This is a genomic window from Pseudomonas sp. Irchel 3F6 (assembly GCF_900187595.1).
Classification (GTDB): Bacteria; Pseudomonadota; Gammaproteobacteria; order Pseudomonadales; family Pseudomonadaceae; genus Aquipseudomonas; species Aquipseudomonas siliginis.
Genome location: NZ_FYDP01000003.1, coordinates 33,248 through 52,494, shown reverse-complemented (window position 1 = coordinate 52,494; position 19,247 = coordinate 33,248). Strand labels below are relative to the sequence as shown.

Genomic DNA, 19,247 nt, shown 5'->3' with positions numbered 1-19,247 from the left:
AGCATAGAATCAATCAGGCAAAACGGACGGCTTTCAGCGGATGCAGATTTCCCTTGTTCTGATCTGGCTGGCGATCTGCGCCGCGCAAGATGCCCGGCAGCGGCGAATTTCCAACGCATTGACGTTAGGCGTGGGCGCGCTGGCGCTGGTCTGGTTGCTGGCGACCGGCAGCACCTGGCTGGGTGCCGACGCGGGGCAGGGCGGCTGGGCCTGCCTGATCGCTTTGCTGCTGACGCTGCCCGGTTATTTCATGGGCCGCATGGGCGCTGGTGATGTGAAATTAATGACAGCCCTGGGTCTTGCGACGAACGGCATATTCGTTCTTGGCGCGTTTATCGGCGCTGGCCTGGCCAGCGTGCTGTGGCTGCTGCTCGCGCCAAAAGTCTGGCCTCATATGGCTCAAGGGCTTAGAGCGCATCTGCGTCATCTGGCCCCGGACAAGTCAAAAAAGCTGCCATTTGCGCCGTTCGTGTGGGTAGGGGTAGTGCTTTCGCTGTACTGGATCACCTGATCGCGGGGTGCCGCTAGTCCTATGTACATAGTCGGAAAGTGGGTCTACTTTCAATTCAGGCGAATACGCCACCAAAGTGCAGGAATCGTCAGCGTTGGCCGAGCAAATGGAGTGGTTCGTGAACAAGCCTAATTCGGTAAAAATCCTCGTGGTCGATGATCAGCCGCTGATCGTCGAAGAACTCTGTGAGTTTCTCGAGAGCAGTGGCTACCGTTGCGTGCCGTGCGACTCAAGTCTTGAAGCCATCGAGCTGTTCAGGGCGGACCCGGACATCGGTCTGGTGCTGAGTGATTTGCACATGCCGGACATGGACGGCATCGAGTTGATCCAGGCGTTGCAACGGCTGGCCGGCAAGCAGCGGGTGTTCGAGGCGATCATGCTCACCGGGCGCGCTGACAAGCAGGATGTGATCAAGGCGTTGCGTGCGGGGATTGCCGATTACTATCAGAAGCCGATTGATCTGGCTGAGTTGCTCGAGGGGGTGCAGCGTCAGGAGCTGGCTTTGCAGGAACGGCAGAAGAATCTGCATCTGGGTCATCTGAATCAGAAGTTGCAGTTCTTGTCCGAGTCGATCGATGACCTTTATCAGGATCTGGACAAGGTGCGGCGCTCGCCCGCGCCGGTGTTGGCCGATGGTGAGCCTGAGTCTGTGGAGATGCCGGCGGTGTTCAGTCAGTTGTCGCCCCGGCAGTTGGATGTGGCGCGGTTGGTGGGCAAGGGGCAGACCAATTATCAGATTGCCTGTGAGTTGGGGATTACCGAGAACACGGTGAAGCTTTATGTGTCGCAGGTGTTGCGGTTGACGCATATGCATAATCGGACGCAGTTGGCTTTGGCCCTTTCGCCCGTTGGATCTGCTGGGCGGCAGCGGGTTACTGCGCATTGACTTGGCGGCCTTTGGGCCGACCATGCTTTGGGTGGTTGGGGTGAATATCCGTTTTTTTTGGTGTCGCTGATTACGGTTCCGCCCTTACGGCGGGTCACTTTTGGCAAACGCCCCAAAAGTAACCAAAAGGTCTTCGCCCTGACGTTCGGCCCGCTCGCTGGGGCTCGGGGTTCCTTCGCTCCGGGATCGATCCTGGCGCAGCGGCTCCGGTTTGCTCCGCTGCACCTACACTCGCTGTGTACGACTGCGTCGTACGGTCGCTGCGCTCCCACGCCCGGATCAATCCCTCCACTCAGCCTGCCGACGGGCTCCCAGATCAAGATCAAAAGCTACTCGAGCTTGCGCTCATTGTTTTGAGTGGTGAAAAGCATGCGGTGTCTGGCTTTTGTTTTGCGCTGGATTCGCCCCTCACCCCAGCCCTCTCCCGAGGGAGAGGGAGCCGATTTGTGGGTTGTTCAAAATTTGTGTTCGACTCGGTTTTTCAGGTCGGTGTACTTCGCCCAAACAACTCGGTCGGTCCCCTCTCCCTCTGGGAGAGGGCTAGGGTGAGGGTGCTTTTGATTTTGATTGTTTAAATCTGCGTCTGATTTGCCAGAACCTTCCCACAAGGTTTTCAGGTTGTCCGTCGGACGTCGGGTCACTAGTCTCTGGCTGTCGTCGAATCTTCGGCGATCGGGTGTGAGAACCCTGCTACTTATGGTCATCCAGTATCTGTGCACGCATAATCGCCGCCAGCTTGTCCGCTGTCTGCAATGTGTCATGGCGGCTGTGTGCGGGCAGACTTCGGTCTGGCCGGGTGTCCATAACCGGTATTCTCACCCCGCATACAGTTGCCACCTTTTGCCCCGTGAGAATGGCATTGGGTCGCACCGCAGATTTTGGAGAGCCGTTTTAATGGAAAAACTGATCCCAGACCCACCCCCATCCCCCACCACCCCGCTCGAAGACGCCATGCGCGCCGACGATCTTGTGAAAAACCGCGAAGCGATAAAACGCGCGCTCGATTTCTATCTCTGCCCCGAACCCGCAAAACCGCACCCGCCCAGCACGCTGTTCATGGTGGTGCCCAATGTCGATACCGAAAGCTTGTTGGCGCATGCCTGTGAGTCGCTGGCGTCAGCGAGTGCGATGGCGAGTAATTTCGCTGGCGAGTTGAGCGGGTTTCAGCGCAGCACGGCTTTGGCGATTCAGCAGATTGTCATGCTGGCCGAGCTAGCCGTGAATCGGGCGCTGGATCGGGTTGATCCGCAGCGTTGAAACCGCGTTATCGTTCTTCGCGAGCAGGCTCGCTCCCACCGAAAGCACGCGGTCGACTGTGGGAGCGAGCTTGCTCGCGAAGGGGCCTTCAAGCACACCACCAGACTAATTCTTGCTCTCGATCTTCCCGCCCGCATCCGGATCGTAAAAGTCCGGAATCTCGTACTGGTATTTCTTCAGCCAGCGCTGCATCGCCAGTTCGCGTTCGGTGGCGGTGGCGCTTTGGGGTTTGGGGGAGGCGGCTTTGTTGCGGCTTTGCAGGACCAGCCAGCCTTCGGTTTCCTGCTGCTGCGCAGAAGCAGGGCCGGCGTCGATGGCTTGGGCGCTGAGGGGCAGGGTGAGCAGGGTCAGGTAGCACAGGCCTTTGCGGATGGTCATGGCTGTCTCCTATTCGAGCGTCGGCGGTAACGGGTCGATGAAGGCGGCGACCCGGTCGCCGGGGGCGGCTTTGGTGTTGGTCGGGGCTTTGAGTTTTTCTGCGCGTTGCTGCGCTTCGGTGAATTGCTCCGGGGTCAGTTTCGAGCGGCTGACGATTTCCGCGGCTTGCGGCCAGTCGTTCTGGTAGAGCAGCAGGGTGACCATGTTCAGCGTCGCCAGTTGATTGTTCTGGCTCAGTTCGATGGCGGTGAGGAATTCGAATTTCGCTTCGTTGAGGCGCAGTTGGTTGAGGTAGACCACGCCGAGATCATTGCGGATTTTTTCGTCGGTGGGCGCCAGGCGCGCGGCGCGTTGCAGGTGGGCCTGGGCCTGGCCGTTGTCGCCACGGGCGGCGTAGACCTGGCCCAGGCCATGTTCGGCTTGGGCGGTGAGGCAGCCGCCGAGCAGGCTGCGGTAGAGCGGCTCGGCTTCGCTGCGGCCGAGCAGGCGATAAACCTTGGCTTTGCGCAGGCGCACTTCGCTGAGGTTGTCCGGCAGGCTTTGCAGGTTGGCGAGGCTGGCGTGGAGCTTGCCGTCGCTGGCCAGGTCATCGGCGAGGTTCAGCGACAGTTCCTGCTCCGACGTGAGTTTGCTGCAGCTGGACGGCGACAGCAGCGAGGTCCACGGCGCCTGGCCATCCGTGGCGCAGCCGCTGAGCAGCAACAGAATTGCCATGACTATCAGTACTTTCATCAAACGCTCTCCATGAGCCAAGGTCAGTTTGCGAACGCGCGGGCAATGGCGGTGAAGCCCGGGCCGGCCAGTACGATCAGCAGGGCGGGAAACAGAAACAGCATCATCACCACCGACATCTTCGCGGACATTTTCGAGATGTATTCCTGCAGCCGGGTCAGGCGTCGGTCATCGAGTAATTGCTTGAGCGCCAGCAGTGATTTCATCGCGCCGCCGCCCTGGTGGATCAGTTGCTGGAGGATCACGCAGGTGTCGGTGAATTCGTCCACCGCGAGCATCACCGCAGTCTTGTTCAGCTCCTGCCCCAGCTCCAGACCCGAGTCGACGCGGCTGAGGATCAGGCGCAGTTCGCTGGTCAGTTCCGGCAGCAGTTTCTGCGCTTCGACGCTGAGCACGCGCAACGCTTGTTCCACCGCCATGCCGGATTCGAAGAGGATGCGCAGCAGCGGTATGAACGTGGAAATTTCCACGGCGATGGTTTTCTGTCAGCGGGCGGCGGCGTAGGCGAGCAGGCGTTTGGGCAAGAGATAGCCGCCGCCCGCAGCGAACATCGGCGCCATCCAGCGGTGGCTGGTCTGCGGGAAAAACACTTCCTGCAAAAAGATCGCCAGCCCCAGAGCGAGCAGCGGCGTGCCGATCTGGCAGGCGGCGAAGAGCGCGCGTTCGTTGGCGCGGCGCCAGCCGAGGCGGCCGAGCAGGGTCTGGGTTTCGCTGTCGATGCTCACCGAGCCCCGGCCGAAACGGCTGTTGCCCAGCGCGCGCAGCCAGTGGCCGAAACGGTTCTCCCGGACCAATTGACCGTGCAAGCGCTGATGCACCTGACGCACGCGGCGGCGCTCGGTGAGCAGGTGATTGCCCAGCAATAACAGCGAACCGAGGAGCAACAGCAACGCCGCGAGCCAGACCATCTCAAACGCTCCGCAACATGCGCCACAGCGCCAGACTGCCCAGCACCTGCAACACGGCGGCGCTGAGCAGCATGGTCTGGCCGCTTTCGTCGTGCCACATGCCGAGCATGTAGCCGGGGTTGGTCAGCATGAAGTAACTGACCAGAATCAAAGGCAGCAAACCGAGCACCCAAGCGGTCATGCGGGTTTCCCCGGTCAGCGCGCGCAACTGCCGCGCGCCCTGGTCGCGCTCGCGGATCAGTTTGATCAGGTTCTCCAGCAGCTCACTGGCGTTGCCGCCGTAGCGGTGGTTGACCTTCAGGCCGAGGGCGAACATGCGCAGTTCGTCCTGCTCGTAGAGTTCGGCAAAATCGCTGACGGCGTCAGGCAAGTTCACCCCCAGTTGCACGTTGCGCTGTACCCGGCCCATGGCCGCTTTCAAAGGGGCTTCACTGGCTTCGATGGCGCCCAGGACTGCATCGCTGAGGGTGCGCCCGGACTTGAGGCTGCGCACGGTGTGGTCGAGCAGTTGCGGCAGTTGTTCGATCATGCGACGGATCCGTTGTCGGTAGCGAATGGCGATGTACAACCGCAACGCCACGGGCGGGACGAGCAACATGATCAGCAGGCCGACCCAACTGGCGAGCAGAAATCCCAGGCCCATTGCCGCTGCCCACAGGCTCAGCCACAGACCGAAACGCTCGCTCGGCCGACCCAGTCCAGCACGTAAAAACATCCGTTCCAGTCCCACCCACCTGGCCTGCTCGACGGCCAGCTGCGGTTGTCCGGCGGCGAGTCGATTGAGGACTTTTTCCTTCGCGGTCTTGCGCAGCCCTTTCAGGAACAGATAGATCGACAGCCCCAGCAGCATCAGGCAAATGGCGATGAGAATGATCGGTCCCAGCATCTGCGTGCTCCTCGCCGTCAGCCCAGGTGAGCTTCGTGGCGCAGCTTGTCGCCGGCCGGGTTGACCGCTTCGCGCACAAAACCGAACCCCGTGCGGCGGTCGAGGCGGAACAGGGTGTTGGTGACGTAGACGTCCTCGCGAATGCCGACCACTTCCACCACTTCACTGACGCAGCGCCGGCCATCGGGCATGCGTGTCAGTTGAATGATCACGTCGAGGGCGGCGCAGATCATCTGACGCAGGGTGCGTTCGGCACTCGAGCGCCCGGTCAGGCCGACCAGTGTCTCCAGACGCAGCAGCGCGTCCTGGGCGTTGTTGGCGTGCACGGTGCTCATCGAACCGTCGTGGCCGGTGTTCATCGCGGTGAGCACGTCGACCACTTCGACGCCACGGATCTCGCCGAGAATGATCCGGTCAGGACGCATGCGCAGGGCGTTGCGAATCAGGTCGCTGGCCTTGACCTCGCCATGCCCCTCAGCGTTGGGCGGACGGGTTTCCAGACGCACTACATGCGGATGGCCGAGTTGCAGTTCGGCGACGTCTTCGATGGTCACCAGCCGTTCGTGCGGGTTGATCAACTGGCTGAGGATGTTCAGCAGCGTGGTCTTGCCGGTGCCGGTGCCGCCGCTGATCAGGATGTTGCAGCGCTTGCCCACGGCGTTCTGCAGGAATTCGAAAATCGCCAGATCGATGGTCTGCATCGCCATCAGGTCGGTGCTCTTGAGCATGTCCTTGCGGAACTTGCGGATCGACAGGCACGGGCCGTCGAGGGCAATCGGCGGGATGATCGCGTTGACCCGGCTGCCGTCCGGCAGGCGCGCATCGACCATCGGCGAGGACTCATCGAGGCGGCGCCCGAGCGGCGCAAGGATGCGTTGCATGACCCGCTCGACGTGATGCGCATCGATAAAACGCAGATCGCTTTGATGCAATACGCCGTCGCGCTCGATGAACACCCGGTGCGGGCCGTTGACCAGAATTTCCGTCACCGACGGGTCACGCAGCAGGACTTCCAGTGGGCCGAATCCGGTGAGTTCGTCGACGATTTCTTCGCCGAGGCGCTCCATTTCGTAGCGCGAGATCGCCAAGTGCAAACGCGCGATGTATTCGGCGACCTTGTCGGTGACGAACTGCGCCAGTTGCTGGCGCGAACCTTCCAGCAGGTTTTTCCCCGACTCCTCGATGGCGTCGATGATGTAGCGGTGCAGGACCAGTTTCAGGCCTTCGTGGTCGCTGTTGCCGATCGCTCCGTGCGACGTTGCGCCAAAGAGTTTTTCTGCGCTCATGAGTGGCCTCGCAGACGGTCGAACCAGGTGACTTTCGGTTTGCTCAGGCCTTCGGAGCGTTTCGCCAAGCGCTCGCCGAGGGTGCGCAGGCTCTGGGTGAGTTTCTCCCTGGGCGCCAGTTCGAACAGGCTGACGCCCTGGTTTTTCGCGTTCAGGCGCACGTCGGGACTGAACGCCAGCACGGCGATGACTTCCAGATTGAAGGTCTTGCCCAAGGTCTCGGCATCCGGCGCGACGTTGCTCAGGTAGCGATCGATCAGCAAGCGCCCATGCTCGAGTTTCATGCCTTTCTCGCGCCACTGGTTAAGCACGGCGAGGTTGCGTCGGCAGTTGAGTACGTTCTGGTCGGTGTACCACAGCAGTTTGTCGCAATGGCTGACGAAGGTGCGCAATGCCTCACTGTCGGCCTGCCCGGTGAGGTTCACGACAATGTGCTGAAAGTGCTGGCGCAGGGCGCTGAGGAGCATGTACAGCTCGGCGGCACTGGTGGTTTCCAGCGGCTCGTCAGTGTTGGCGTAGGCAAGAATGCGCAGGCCGTGGTCGGCGCTGGTGAAAGCGCTGTCGATCAGCGTAGCGTCGAGCCGGCGCAGATGGCGCAGGGCGTCGCCGAAGTGAAACGAGCTCTCCAGCCCCAACAGCGCGAGGCTGTCGCCACGGGGCAGGCCAAGGTCGAGCAGCAAGGTTTGCTGGCCGCTCTTCTGCACCACCATGGCCATGTGATTGGCGAGCAAGGCACCGTCGGAGCTGCTCTGCACGCCGTACATCACGGTAAGCCCGCCCAGCTGCGTGTTGGGAGTGACGGCGGGCAGGCGTTTGCCCAAGCGCCGCACCAGCCCGGCGACTTCGCTTGAACGTGAGCCATAGGCGACGAAATCCCGCGCGCCGGCGCGCATCGCATTGAGTACGAGCTGATTGTCCATGCCGTCGCCGAGGGCGACGATCGCCAGCATCGGCTTGGCTTCCAGCGCACCTTCGATCAGCGCGCTCTGCGCCACGACATGCTCGCGATCGAGGCCGACGAAAACCAGATTGGCGAACGTTACATCGACCAGTGCGAGCAGTTCATCGAGGCTGCCGGCACCGGCGCTGACCACTTGGCCGAGCGGGGCGAGGGCGCTTTGCAGCCATTCCAGATCGGTGCTGTTGCGGGTGATGGCGAGGAAGGTCTGACTGAGGTTCTGGTTCATTGCGACAACCCGCTGCGCTTGTCGAAGTTACCGTTCTCAAGGAAAAACATGCGGTAGAAATTCGGGTCGTAGTTGCGCAGTTTCTCCCCCGGCAACGACGGCAGTCGCGCGTCCGCCGCCAATGGCTGGACCAGATGCGGGGTGACGATCATCAGCAATTCGCGCTCTTCGCGTTTGATCTGCGAACCCTTGAAAAATGCGCCCAATATGGGGATGTCGCCAAGGCCCGGAAACTTGTTCACCTGTGAACTGTTGGTTGTGCTGATCAAACCGCTGATGACAAAACTTTCGCCATCGCCCAGCGACACGCTGGTGTCAGTGCGGCGAATGGTCAGCGCCGGAACGGTGGTGCCGGCGATGTTCACCGCGTTGGCAAAATCCAGTTCGCTGACCTCTGGGGCGACTTTCAAGGCGATGCGGTCGCGGCCGATGATGGTCGGCGTCAGGGTCAGGCGGATGCCGAATTCCTTGTACTCGATCGACACACTGTCGCTGCCGGAACTGGGCACCGGAATCGGGATTTCGCCACCGGCAAGGAAGCTCGCACTCTGCCCGTTCAGCGCCACCAGACTCGGCCGCGCCAGGGTGTAGGCGAAGCCGCTGGTTTCCAGGGCGTTGATGATCGCCATGGTCTTGCCGCCGACCCAGGAAAAATTGAACAGCGAGTTATCCACCGGCAGGCGCGGCTGCGGCACGCCGTCAATCGGCGGCAGTGTGCCGGGTGAGCCGAACAGGAAATTGCCGCGGGTGCCGATCAGCGAGGCGGTGGCTTCCTTGAGTTTGGTGCGGCTGACTTCGACGAAACGAATGTCGGTCTGCACCTGCGACGGCAGGGTCGGATCGTCGGACGGCACGCTGCTGGTCAGCGCCGTGGTCGCTGCGCCCTGGACGAAAACCATGGCTTGCTGTGGCTGCGTCGAGCAGGCAGTCCAGACCATCAGGCTGGTTGCGCCGGGGCCGACGCCAGTGAGCAAAAAGGACGAACCGCCGTTGGCATGCACGTCGGCAATTTTCGGATCGCCGACCGCCAGGCGGGTGATCGCCACGGGTGACTGCATGTCCTGCTGGAAGCCTTCACCGATCTCGATCACCGAGGGCAGACGCGGCAGTGCCGAACAATTGCCGACCGCCGCGAGGGCGGAGTCCATCGACAATCCCAACAACAGCAAGGCCCGGAGCGCCGGTTTCAATGTCGGTCTGAGTCGACTCTGCATGCACGTGAATCCTTGCGCAGTCATGGGGTTTGTTGGCTGATCTGGTTGCCGCGAATGATCTCCACCGCAGGCCTGGGGGCCGCGCCGACACTGGCGGTTGAAGGTGCTCGTTGAGCGCCACCCAAAGCGAGTTGAGTGAACTGGAAAAGCTGACTGTTGGCGCGATCCAGATGCGCGGGCGATTGCGTTTCGCCGGCCCAATATCTGGCCAACCGTTGTTCTTCGCTGCTGCGCACCGCGAGACGCAACGTGCCGACCTGGGTCGCGAGCATCAGACGGCTGAGCAATTGTTCCGGCACCGCCAGCACCACGGTGCGCGCGGCGATGCGGCGCTGGTCCTGTTTGATTTTTTCTTCGGCGCTGAGGCTGGGCGATGCCGGTTGGCCGTCGTTGGTCAGGCCGTACTGATCGCCGACCCCGAGCACGCGCAAGGCCGGAACGGCGATCTGCGCTGACTGCTGCAGATTGCTCGCGTCTTCGCGCAAGTACAGCAGCACATCGACATAATCCCCCGGCAGCAATTGCCCGGCGCCACCGATCACTTCGTCGACGGCCACGGTCAGCGCGCGCTCGTCGCGGCGAATCATCCGCGCCAGCGCGCCGCCGGCCTGGAAGCTTTCTTCATTGAGCCAGGTGCCGGCGCTGAGGCGGCGCCAAGGCGTGCGGCCGACTGCTTGTTCGATGCTGGTCAGGCTGCCGGCCGGTGCGCTGCGCAGTTTTTCCACGGTTACATCGGCGGCGGTCAGCGGCGTGAACGGCGCTACATCGTGGAGCAGCACCACCACTGGTTGGCGGGTCTGGTCTTCGGCAATCGCGACAGTCTGTTCAATGCTGACCGCTGGGGCGACGGGCGCCTCGGCGACCGGGGCTGGCTGACGACTGAGCACCAGCCCCCAGTAACCGACAAAAACCGCGCCGAGCAACAGCAACGCGGCTAGGCCCATGGTGACGCGACTGTTCATGACGGCTCTCCCTTTCCTGCTGCACAACCGACTGCATTTGCTTGCGAAAGGCGGACTGAATCGGCAGCTATGAACATGCAACTATTTCGCTATTTCCAAGCTAGCTGATCCAAGCAAAAGCGCCATTAGTGACAGGCAAAATAACCGTACCAAAGTGTGAGTCTGGCCGGTTAACAGCGGGAAATGGCCGAGACACGTTGGGATTAATGCTTTGTGATTAATGCGTTCTTACAGTTGTTGGGCGGGGGTTTGTTGACAATGCTCAGGTGGCACGGTGGAACCTTGCCGCGGTGGTGATGTCGGCGCCAGAGGCGCGAAGGAGTGGACCTATGTTTCGTATGACTTTTGATTATGTGATCGCCAAGGCTCGCGCGTTCGCCCGCAGTGAAGAGGGTGCTTCGGCGATCGAGTATGCGATTGTGGTGGCGATGGTGGCGGTTGTCGCCGTAGTTTTCGTGACACCCATCGGGGCAAAGGTATTAGCAATTTTCAACTCGGTGTTGACCTCGCTCGGCGGGACAGTACAAACGCGTCCGGCTATTTGATTGCTGTCCTTTCCCTTTCCAGTGTCTGTGCGCAAGTGACAGGTGCGTTCAGGCATTGGCGGGGTCTCCGTTTGCCAGCGTCCGACCGAATCGGCGCGAGGAGAATACCCATGTTGCTTGATTATTTGCTGACGCGGATTCGAGCATTTCTGACCAGCAGTGACGGTGCCTCCGCCATCGAATATGCGATTGTCGTGGCGATGGTTGCCGTGGTGGTCGTGGTGTTTGTAACGCCGGTGGGGGCGAAGGTGCTGACGATTTTCAACAGTATCCTGGTCTCGCTCGTTGGCACCGCACAGACGGCTCCGGTGCAGACACCCTGATTGATGTGCCGGTCGCGTCTGCTCAACAGCGCGCTACACTGAGTTTTACTTTCAGTATTCGGGGCTGCCCATGAATTCTCCCTCGCTGCCGCGCGAACAACTGCTTCTGGTTGATGATGAAGAAGACGCGTTGCTGGAGTTGGCGGAGTTGCTGGAGGGGGAGGGCTTTACCTGTCATACCGCGACGTCGGTGAAGCTTGCGCTGCATCATCTGACCCGGCATCCGGATATTGCTTTGGTGATTACTGATCTGCGTATGCCCGAGGAGTCGGGCATGTCGCTGATCAGGCGGTTGCGTGAGCATACGTCGCGGGCGCATTTGCCGGTGATTGTGATGTCGGGGCATGCGGATATGGAGGATGTCAGCGATATGTTGCGGTTGCAGGTGCTGGATCTTTTTCGCAAGCCGATTTATCACGTTCGGTTGTTGGAGACTCTCGATAATCTTTTTCCCAAGCCTAAGGTTCAGGGTGGGTGAACTCGGCGGCCTTTGGGCCGACCGTGTTGGTGGGGTTTTGGGTGAATATCCGTTGCTTCGGGTGCTGCGGCTGGCGGTTTCGCCTGACGGCGACTTACTTTTTTACAAGCGCCTAAAAAAGTAAGCAAAAAACGCTAGCTCCTGCGTCCGGCCCTCGCAGGCTCGGGTTCCTTCGCTCCGGGACTGATCCGGGCGCAGCGGCTCCGGTTTGCTTCGCTGCACCTCCTTCCGCTGTGTCTGGCTGCGCCAGACGGTCGCTACGCTCCCACGCCCGGATCAATCCCTCCGCTCAGCCTTCCGACGTCGCCGGTGGATCAAGATCAAGAGCACTCGAGCTTGCGCTCATTGTTGAGTGGGGCGGCTTCGCCGCGGGCAGCTGCGCTGCTTTGCTTTTGCTTTTGCTTTTGTGGGAGCGAGCCTGCTCGCGAAGGCGGCCTGGGAGCCGACCCATTTCTTCCTGATTTACATCAATCCTGTGGGAGCTGGCTTGCCAGCGAAGGCGGTCTGCCTGCCGACCTGTTTCTCGCTGATGTACTCGATTCAAACTGTGGGAGCGAGCCTGCTCGCGAAGGCGGCCTGCCAGCCGACCAATTTCTTCCTGATGTACATCAATCCTGTGGGAGCTGGCTTGCCAGCGAAGGCGGCCAGTCAGTCAACAACGCTCTGCCTGAGTCACCACCTGCGCAATCAACCTCTTGCTCTTGTCACTCCGGCACAAGCCTGTCCAGTACGCGGTTGACCGCCAGTTCGCCCAGCATGATCACCTGCTGTATTCCCAACAGGGAGTTGCGCTGCGGTCCATCGATAAATCCGGCGAGGTCGCTGGCCATGATGCTCGCCGAGGCCAGTGATTCGCAGGCATGCACCAGCAGGGTTTCGTTGTCCGCAGCCGGGTCGACGATGAACAGGGTGCTGGGTTTGCGCGGTGCGGCGGGGTCTTTGATGAGGCGGGGGTTGAGGTAGTAATCGATGGCGCGGTCGGCGGCTTCCTTGAGTTTTTGCGCTTCGACGAGCGGGTCGGCGAAGGTTGGATCGGCAAGGGGTGGATCGGGCGTTATCTTTTTCACGGGCTCAGTCTCCTTGTGGAGTAGGGCCGCAACCGGTTCGCGACTAAACGAAAGGGAGGCAGCTGCACGCAGGTTAGTCGACCGATGAGCCACGAAATCGGCGCGCCCGAAGGCGCCCTGCGCACAGCCACCATCAAGTGCAGGTATGCAATACCTGGCTGACAGGAACCTGTGCGTCGTGGACAAGCGGGCGACTAAACCCGACCACTGATGAGCAGTGGCAGGCAAACGATAGAACCCGCGCCCCAGGCGCACAAGCCGGCGGATTCTGGCGTAGCCGTAGGCAACGGCGCAAGGATTTGTGGGCTGTTGCGAGGTAACGGGGCGTGTGTTTAAACGGCTGGTTTAAGCGCTGCGATAAATCGGTTGAATAGCCGAACCCTTTCGCGAGCAGGCTCGTTCACACAGGGACGGCGGTTGTACTCAGCAACCATGAACACCGCCGAATCTGTGGGAGCGAGCCTGCTCGCGAAGGCGGTGCGTCAGTCAAAAAAATCCTGACTGACACACCGCTCGACCATCACAACTGATAACTGAAACTGATGCTGTACCGAGGCTTGCGATTGAACGTATCCAGTGCTTCATCCGACATCGCCTTCGCCACTTCCAGCGCCACGTTGTAATACTTGGCATCACCAAAGCGCAGCCCGACGGCGGTCGATGACAGGTTGTTGGCCTGCACCGGCAGTTGGTTGAACCAGCTGCGCGAGCGGTCGACAACTACGTAGGGTTGCAGGATGCGCACCCAGTTGCCGTCGCGGTTGAAGCTGTAGTTGACCTCGTAGGCCACGCCCCAACCCTTGTCGCCCGAGGCCTGGTCGTCGGGGTAGCCACGGCCGAAGTTCTGCCCGCCGAACACGGCGCGTTCGCTGTCGGGCAAGGTGTCGTCGCTCCAGTACAGCGCCGCCGAGAGCACGCCTTGCCAGTTGTCGAGGAACTTGTCGCTCTGCACGCCGGACAAGCGCACGCGGAAAAAATCCAGGTCGATGTCGTCGTAGTTGGTGTGTGCGCCGAGGCTGTCGAAGCCCTGGTAGACGCCGGCACTGAGGATGCGCAGTTGGCGGGCGTCGGCCTTGCGCCAGTCGCCTTCGAAAGCCAGGGCGCGGACATCGGTGCGCAGTTCGGTGCTGAAGGGAAAGTTGATGCCGTCATAGCGCGTCTTGTCGTCGACCGCATACAGACGTGAGCCGGCCGTCAGCAGCTCGTTGGCGGAGGCGATCAAGGGCGTGCTGAAGCCGATCGAGTAGCGATCGTTCTCGCGGTGGGTACTCAGGCGTCCGCCACCGCCGACCAGCACTTCGGTGTCCGGGTCGGCGCGGTAACGCGAGGCCGAGACGTTGAGTTGCGTGCCTTCGGTATCGAGGAACTGGCTGTAGTCGAGACGGTAGTAATGCTCTTTGTCGTCGCCCGGTGGGAACAGGCCGCTGAGGCTCAACTGTTCGCCCATCGACGTCTGCGAATTGCTGCTGACACCGAGCAACGCTTGCGGGCCGTTACGGTTGTCTTCGGTGGTGCTCAGGGTGCTGGTGAACGGTTTGCGACTGGCCTGGGCAACCAGGGTGGTCGCGCCATCGGTGGTGCCCGGCGGTGGCACTTGCGCTTGAATCGTCACGCCGGGAATGCGGCTCATCAGCGTGGTGTAGCGCTCGAAGGTCTTGCGCGTCAGCGGGCGTTCGGCCTGGATTTTCGCGGCGAGTTTATCGAGCAGGCCTTTGACCCGACCGATGTCGCCCTGCATCTGGATATCGCGCACATAGCCCTCGACCAGCACCACGCGGGCCACGCCGTCATCGAAGTTCTGTTGCGGCAGGAACGCGTAGGACAACAGATAGCCGTCCTGCTGATAGCGACGGGTGATGTTGCGCGTGGCTTCGATCAGTTCGGCAAGGCTGGCCTGACGGCCGATCAGGGGCTTGTAGATTTCCGCGAGTTCGTTGAGCGGGTAGATCGTGCCGCCTTCGATCTGCACGGTCTTCAGGTTGACCTTGGTTTCCATCAGCAGTGGCTGCGCGGCGGTCGCACCCGGGTCCGGCACTTGCAGCGGCGCCGCGCTCGGGCGATAGGCGTCGGCGGGCAGGTTGGGAACGGGCAGGTTGCGGATGGTTTCGTTGCTGTTGAGAAAGCTGGGCAAGGTGTCGGCGAGGGCAGCGGAACTGAGGCTCAGGCACAGCAGGGATGCCAGTACGCGCATAGGACACTCCATGGTCAGAACACAGCACAGGGCAGATTTTTCCTTAGAAAAAAGGCGGAAGACTCGTGGGAATCTTCCGCCCTCAACCAAGCGTAGGCGCTGTAGGTAAGGCCGTCGAATCGGCCAGGTGCAATTTAGCGTCTGTTGCCGCCCAGCGCGCCGGTCAGGCCGCCGAGTACCCCGCCCAGGCCACCGGTTGCCGTGCCGCCGCCAGTGGCAGTGCCGCTGTTGACCAGACCACCGACCGCTGCCACGGTGCCGCCGACGTTGGTAACCAGACCGCCGACCGCTGTGGTGACCGGGTTGTTGGTTGCGGCGATCGCCCCGCCGAGATTGCCCACCGCAGCGCCGACCTGACTTGTGATACCCGCCACCGGAGTGCCGAGACCGGTAGCGGCGCCGACCTGTTGAGTGACAGTGGTCACCGCGCTGGTGACCGGATTGAGGCCGGCTCCGACTGCGGCGCCGACGCTGGCCAGCGGCGAGGTGGATGCAGTAATCGGTGTGCCCGAACCACCGAGTACGGTGTTGATCGAAGCAATCGTGTTGCCCAGCCCGCCGGCGGTGACGCCGCCGGCACTGACCACGCCGCTGGTGCTGCCGGCATTCAGACCGCTGCCGACGTTGACCACCGCACCACCGACAGTTTGCAGCAGACCGGTGCCGCCCAGCCCGCCACCGATGCCGCCACTGCCCGAGCCAGTGCCATTGGACACCAGACCACCCGCTTTGCCGACCGCCGTGCCGGTGTTGCTCAGGGCGCCGCCGAGGGTGTTGGTCAGGGCATTGCCGCTGCCTGCGTCGGTGACTTTGCCGCCAAGGCTGTTCACCGTGCCGCCCACCTTGGAGATCACCCCTTTGAGCGGATCACCCAGACCGGTGGCATCGCCGAGTTTGTCGGTGGTGCTTTCGACCATGGCGATCACCGGTACCAGGCCGCTGCCGACCTTGTCGGTCAACTGGCGGGTCGGGCCGCTGGTCAGTGAGGTGTTGAGGGTGTCGCCAAGCATGGTGACTTTTTCGCCGATGCCATCGACCAGCGGCGCCACGCGGGTGACTACACCGCCAACGACAGGAACGCTGCGGGTCGCTGTGTTGAGTTTGACGCTGAGGTCCGACACGCCGTCGCCAACATCGGAAACCACGCCGCCAACCGAGGCGACGGTGGTGGTCAGGCCATTGGGGTCAGTGGCCAGTTTGCCGATGCCATCAGTGACGCCATCGCCCAAGGTGCTGACCACGTTGCCGGTGGTGTTGGCCAGGCTTTGCACGATGCCGCCAGCGACCGGAACAGTGCTCAGCGAATCGCCGATCTGGCCGACGCCATCGCCGACACCGCTGACGGTTTTGCCGACATCCTGAACAAGTGTTGTGGTCACCAGCGAAGGTGCAGCGGGATTGGTCGGGTTGGTGGGATCGGTCGGGTCTGTCGGATTGGTTGGATTGGTCGGATCGGTGCCGCCGCCAGTGCCGCCAGTACCACCGGTTCCGCCACCTGTGCCACCAGTGCCGGCAGTATCGCCGCCGGTTCCGCCGCCCGCGCCACCGCTGCCATCGGTACCCGCCGTGCCGTCCGCCGTCGAGCTGCCCGAACTGCTGCGATGACCGCCACCGCCGCTGCTGCAGCCGACGAGGCCGACCGAAAGAATCAGTGCCAGCGCGATTGCCGATTTGGACCACATCACTTGAGTTTTCATGATTGAGATTCCTGCACCTGTCACAACGTTACGTTGCCTTCGATGGCTCGCCGATCTGTCGTCGGCGATGCCTCGTCCGTGGCTGTAATCTCAGTCGAGGGCAGGTTTTTCACCATTCTCAAGTTGGTATTAACCCCTTTATATAGAGGGCTCGGCGCTATGCCGAAGGACTAATACCCAGGTAATAAACGGGCAAAAAAAAGCCTTGAAATTCAAGGCTCGGTTTTTTGCAAAGCAGCGGGCAGGGCGCGGAAAAACTTAAGTGATATATACACAATTAACGGGTTTTTCCGCCCCGCCAGATCAGGCGATCGGTTGCCACTGACCGACCATATGTTCCAGGGCGCCGGCGCCGATCAGACGCAACTCACCGCTGGATCCCGCGGCACTGGCCAGCAATGTCACTTCACTGGGCAGGCGCACCGGTTTGCGAAAGTGCACGGCGATTTCCAGGTTGGCTTTGGGTAGGTGATCGGAGAGTGCCGCCAGTGTGCGTGCCTTGTTCCACAGTCCATGGGCGATCGCGGTGGGGAACCCGAACAGTTTGGCGCTCGCTGCACTTAGGTGAATCGGGTTGTAGTCGCCGGAGACTTTCGCATACTGGCGACCGATATCGGCCGGCGCAGTCCAACGCGTCACCTCAAGCAAATCCTGCGACGGCTGCCAGTCCTGTGCCAGCGCCTCGCCCTCGAGTTTCACCCCGCGACAGAGCATCCGGCTTTCGGCTTCCCACAGCGGCCCGAGCTGATCGTCGAGGGTGGTCAACAGATCGAACGTCGCGCCCTTGGCATGTGGTTGCAGGTTGTGCACGCGCACGCTGACTTGCGCGCGACTGATCGCGCCCATTGGCCGCAACACGCGGATGCGGTTGCTCAGGTGAATCAGCCCCAGCAGCGGGAAGGGAAAATCCCTGGCCGTGAGCAATTGCATCTGCAAGGCGAAGGCGAGGATGTGTGGATAGGTCGGCGGCAGCAGGCCGTCATCGACGAAACCGCAGACCTTGCGATAAGCCGTCAGCCGTTTGCTGTCGATATCGACCCAGCAGCGCAGGCCGCTGTCGGGCAGTTGCGTACCGGTGATTTTGCGTCGCGTCGCTGCGCGCGAATAAAGCCCCGGCAGACTCGGTTCGCGATCCAGCGTGTGCCATTCGATGCTCATGCTCAAGCCCCCAGAACACTTTGCCCACAGACCCGCAACGCTTGCCCGGTGAACGCGCCCGTGCCCGGTTGCGCCAGCCACGCCACGGCTTCGGCGACGTCCTGCGGCAAGCCACCCTGGCCCAGCGAACTCATGCGCCGCCCGGCTTCGCGCAGGCCGAATGGGATGTGCGCAGTCATTTGCGTTTCGATGAACCCGGGGGCGACGGCGTTGATGCTGATGCCGCGTTCCAGCAGCGTCGGCGCCCAGGCCTGGGCCAGACCGATCAGGCCAGCCTTGCTCGCCGCGTAGTTGGTTTGCCCGCGATTGCCGGCGATGCCGCTGATCGAGGCAAGCAGGACCACCCGTGCGTTGTCGCGCAGGGTGCCGCTGTCGAGCAGCGCCTTGGTCAGCACTTGCGGGGCATTGAGGTTGACGGCCAGCACCGCGTCCCAGAATTCCGGGGTCATGTTGGCCAGGGTTTTGTCGCGGGTGATGCCGGCGTTGTGCACGAGGATGTCGAGACCGTCGGGCAGCTGTTCGATCAAGTGCGCGGCGGCGTCATCGGCGCAGATATCGAGTGTGATCGCACGGCCGCCGAGGCGGGCGGCGAGGGCTTCGAGGTCGGTCTTGGCCGGCGGCACATCGAGGAGGATAACCTCGGCGCCATCGCGCGCGAGGGTTTCGGCAATCGACGCGCCGATGCCGCGCGCAGCACCGGTGACCAGCGCCTTGCGCCCGGCCAGCGGACGGGTCCAGTCGGTCACTGGCGTGGCGCACGCGGTCAGGCGAATCACCTGGCCGGAAACGAATGCACTTTTCGGCGAGAGGAAAAATCGCAGCGGGCCTTCCAATTGATCCTCGGCACCTTCGCCGACGTAGATCAACTGCAAGGTGCCACCGCCGCGCAGCTCTTTGGCCAGCGAGCGCGAGAAGCCTTCAAGTGCTCGCTGCGCGCTGGAGGCGAACGGATCACCCAAGGTTTCCGGCGCGCGGCCGAGAATCACCAGGTGCGCGCTATGGTCGAGGTTCTTCATCAATGGCTGGAAGAACTCGCGCAACTGCTTGAGCTGGTCGGTGTGTTGCAGACCGCTGGCGTCGAACACCACCGCTTTGAGTTTCGGCCCGTGGCCGGGGATCCACGCGGTGGCCAGCGAGGGCTCGGTGCCGTAGCTGTAGATTGCATCGGTCAAGCGGTTGGCAAACACGCTGATCCGTTCGGCCAGCGGCCCGCCACCGATCAACAGGGCGCCCTCGATCGGCCGCAGACGCCCCGCCTGCCAGCGTTCCAGCCGCACCGGCGACGGCAGGCCCAAGGCCCCGACCAGACGATGGCCGAAGGATGAGTTGGCGAAGTCGATATAGCGGTCAGACATGGAACGCTCTCCAGAAGTTGGGGTTCAAAGTGTGGACTGTCTACGGCAATCAATCGTTCGATCGGCGCAATAAGGCCTACGCTGATTTAGCAGAGTAGACCACTGACCCTGTGGGAGCGGGCTTGCCCGCGATGGCGGAGTGTCAGCCGCTGAAGGGTTGGGAGTGCCGCCCCCATCGCTGGCAAGCCAGCTCCCACAGGTTTCCATGTGAATCCGCAAATTCCAC

The 19,247-nt window shown here is 61.9% G+C and carries 19 protein-coding genes and 1 pseudogene; 7 read left to right on the top strand and 13 right to left on the bottom strand.

Translation table 11 applies throughout. The features are described from left to right. Window positions 1-40 precede the first annotated feature (40 nt). The 3 genes from CKW30_RS11995 (at window position 41) to CKW30_RS11985 (ending at window position 2,654) form a co-directional block, all read left to right on the top strand. Window positions 41-511 (top strand): prepilin peptidase, encoded by a 471-nt coding sequence (locus CKW30_RS11995; RefSeq protein WP_056787729.1) that lies wholly within the window; start codon window positions 41-43, stop codon window positions 509-511. A 118-nt stretch (window positions 512-629) separates the two neighbouring features. After that, on the top strand, window positions 630-1,397 hold the full coding sequence (locus CKW30_RS11990; RefSeq protein WP_041480747.1) for a response regulator transcription factor: 768 nt from the start codon (window positions 630-632) through the stop codon (window positions 1,395-1,397). Between the two features lie 894 nt (window positions 1,398-2,291). Next, a complete protein-coding gene (locus CKW30_RS11985) occupies window positions 2,292-2,654 on the top strand; it encodes a DUF6124 family protein (protein ID WP_095180900.1) in 363 nt (120 codons plus the stop codon). A gap of 105 nt (window positions 2,655-2,759) precedes the next feature. On the opposite strand, the gene CKW30_RS11980 is transcribed toward CKW30_RS11985, so the two are convergent. The 8 genes and pseudogenes from CKW30_RS11980 to cpaB form a co-directional block, all read right to left on the bottom strand. Beyond that, window positions 2,760-3,032, bottom strand: a complete 273-nt coding sequence (locus CKW30_RS11980; protein ID WP_041480652.1) for a DUF3613 domain-containing protein — start codon at window positions 3,030-3,032, stop codon at window positions 2,760-2,762. Between the two features lie 9 nt (window positions 3,033-3,041). Then, complete coding sequence (locus CKW30_RS11975) at window positions 3,042-3,764, bottom strand: lipopolysaccharide assembly protein LapB (protein ID WP_095180899.1); 723 nt, start codon at window positions 3,762-3,764, stop codon at window positions 3,042-3,044. A gap of 23 nt (window positions 3,765-3,787) precedes the next feature. Beyond that, a pseudogene (locus tag CKW30_RS11970) lies at window positions 3,788-4,672 on the bottom strand (type II secretion system F family protein). A gap of 1 nt (window position 4,673) precedes the next feature. After that, complete coding sequence (locus tag CKW30_RS11965) at window positions 4,674-5,558, bottom strand: type II secretion system F family protein (RefSeq protein WP_095180898.1); 885 nt, start codon at window positions 5,556-5,558, stop codon at window positions 4,674-4,676. Between the two features lie 17 nt (window positions 5,559-5,575). Further along, on the bottom strand, window positions 5,576-6,844 hold the full coding sequence (locus CKW30_RS11960; protein WP_095180897.1) for a CpaF family protein: 1,269 nt from the start codon (window positions 6,842-6,844) through the stop codon (window positions 5,576-5,578). Continuing rightward, window positions 6,841-8,031, bottom strand: a complete 1,191-nt coding sequence (locus CKW30_RS11955) for a pilus assembly protein (RefSeq protein WP_095180896.1) — start codon at window positions 8,029-8,031, stop codon at window positions 6,841-6,843. Before CKW30_RS11955 ends, CKW30_RS11960 begins: the two co-directional genes overlap by 4 nt. Beyond that, window positions 8,028-9,245 (bottom strand): type II and III secretion system protein family protein, encoded by a 1,218-nt coding sequence (locus CKW30_RS11950; protein WP_095180895.1) that lies wholly within the window; start codon window positions 9,243-9,245, stop codon window positions 8,028-8,030. Before CKW30_RS11950 ends, CKW30_RS11955 begins: the two co-directional genes overlap by 4 nt. A gap of 20 nt (window positions 9,246-9,265) precedes the next feature. Then, entirely contained in the window at window positions 9,266-10,207 is a 942-nt protein-coding gene (cpaB, locus tag CKW30_RS11945) for a Flp pilus assembly protein CpaB (protein WP_095180894.1), read from the bottom strand. Between the two features lie 329 nt (window positions 10,208-10,536). Here cpaB and CKW30_RS11940 point away from each other — a divergent pair, with 329 nt between their 5' ends. The 4 genes from CKW30_RS11940 to CKW30_RS26860 all read left to right on the top strand — a co-directional run bounded on the left by CKW30_RS11940 (window position 10,537) and on the right by CKW30_RS26860 (window position 12,292). Further along, window positions 10,537-10,752: a Flp family type IVb pilin gene (locus CKW30_RS11940; RefSeq protein WP_371857550.1), complete on the top strand. Its 216-nt coding sequence runs from the start codon at window positions 10,537-10,539 to the stop codon at window positions 10,750-10,752. Window positions 10,753-10,862: 110 nt separating this feature from the next. Further along, a complete protein-coding gene (locus CKW30_RS11935; RefSeq protein WP_095180893.1) occupies window positions 10,863-11,075 on the top strand; it encodes a Flp family type IVb pilin in 213 nt (70 codons plus the stop codon). 70 nt (window positions 11,076-11,145) lie between these two features. Beyond that, window positions 11,146-11,553 carry a response regulator gene (locus CKW30_RS11930; RefSeq protein WP_095180892.1) on the top strand — a complete coding sequence of 136 codons (408 nt, stop codon included), beginning with the start codon at window positions 11,146-11,148 and terminating at the stop codon, window positions 11,551-11,553. A 352-nt stretch (window positions 11,554-11,905) separates the two neighbouring features. Continuing rightward, window positions 11,906-12,292 (top strand): hypothetical protein, encoded by a 387-nt coding sequence (locus CKW30_RS26860; protein ID WP_143497940.1) that lies wholly within the window; start codon window positions 11,906-11,908, stop codon window positions 12,290-12,292. Here the strand turns inward: CKW30_RS26860 and CKW30_RS11925 are convergent. The 5 genes from CKW30_RS11925 to CKW30_RS11905 all read right to left on the bottom strand — a co-directional run bounded on the left by CKW30_RS11925 (window position 12,258) and on the right by CKW30_RS11905 (window position 19,021). Beyond that, complete coding sequence (locus CKW30_RS11925; RefSeq protein ID WP_016771835.1) at window positions 12,258-12,620, bottom strand: DUF6124 family protein; 363 nt, start codon at window positions 12,618-12,620, stop codon at window positions 12,258-12,260. The genes CKW30_RS26860 and CKW30_RS11925 overlap by 35 nt on opposite strands. Window positions 12,621-13,140: 520 nt before the next feature. Then, window positions 13,141-14,811, bottom strand: a complete 1,671-nt coding sequence (locus CKW30_RS11920; RefSeq protein WP_056787743.1) for a ShlB/FhaC/HecB family hemolysin secretion/activation protein — start codon at window positions 14,809-14,811, stop codon at window positions 13,141-13,143. 134 nt (window positions 14,812-14,945) lie between these two features. Further along, window positions 14,946-16,508, bottom strand: coding sequence for a collagen-like triple helix repeat-containing protein (locus CKW30_RS11915; protein ID WP_095180891.1), 1,563 nt, complete (start codon window positions 16,506-16,508; stop codon window positions 14,946-14,948). A 303-nt stretch (window positions 16,509-16,811) separates the two neighbouring features. After that, on the bottom strand, window positions 16,812-17,666 hold the full coding sequence (locus CKW30_RS11910; RefSeq protein ID WP_095180890.1) for a MaoC/PaaZ C-terminal domain-containing protein: 855 nt from the start codon (window positions 17,664-17,666) through the stop codon (window positions 16,812-16,814). Between the two features lie 2 nt (window positions 17,667-17,668). Next, window positions 17,669-19,021, bottom strand: coding sequence for a 3-oxoacyl-ACP reductase (locus CKW30_RS11905; RefSeq protein WP_095180889.1), 1,353 nt, complete (start codon window positions 19,019-19,021; stop codon window positions 17,669-17,671). Window positions 19,022-19,247: the final 226 nt, after the last annotated feature.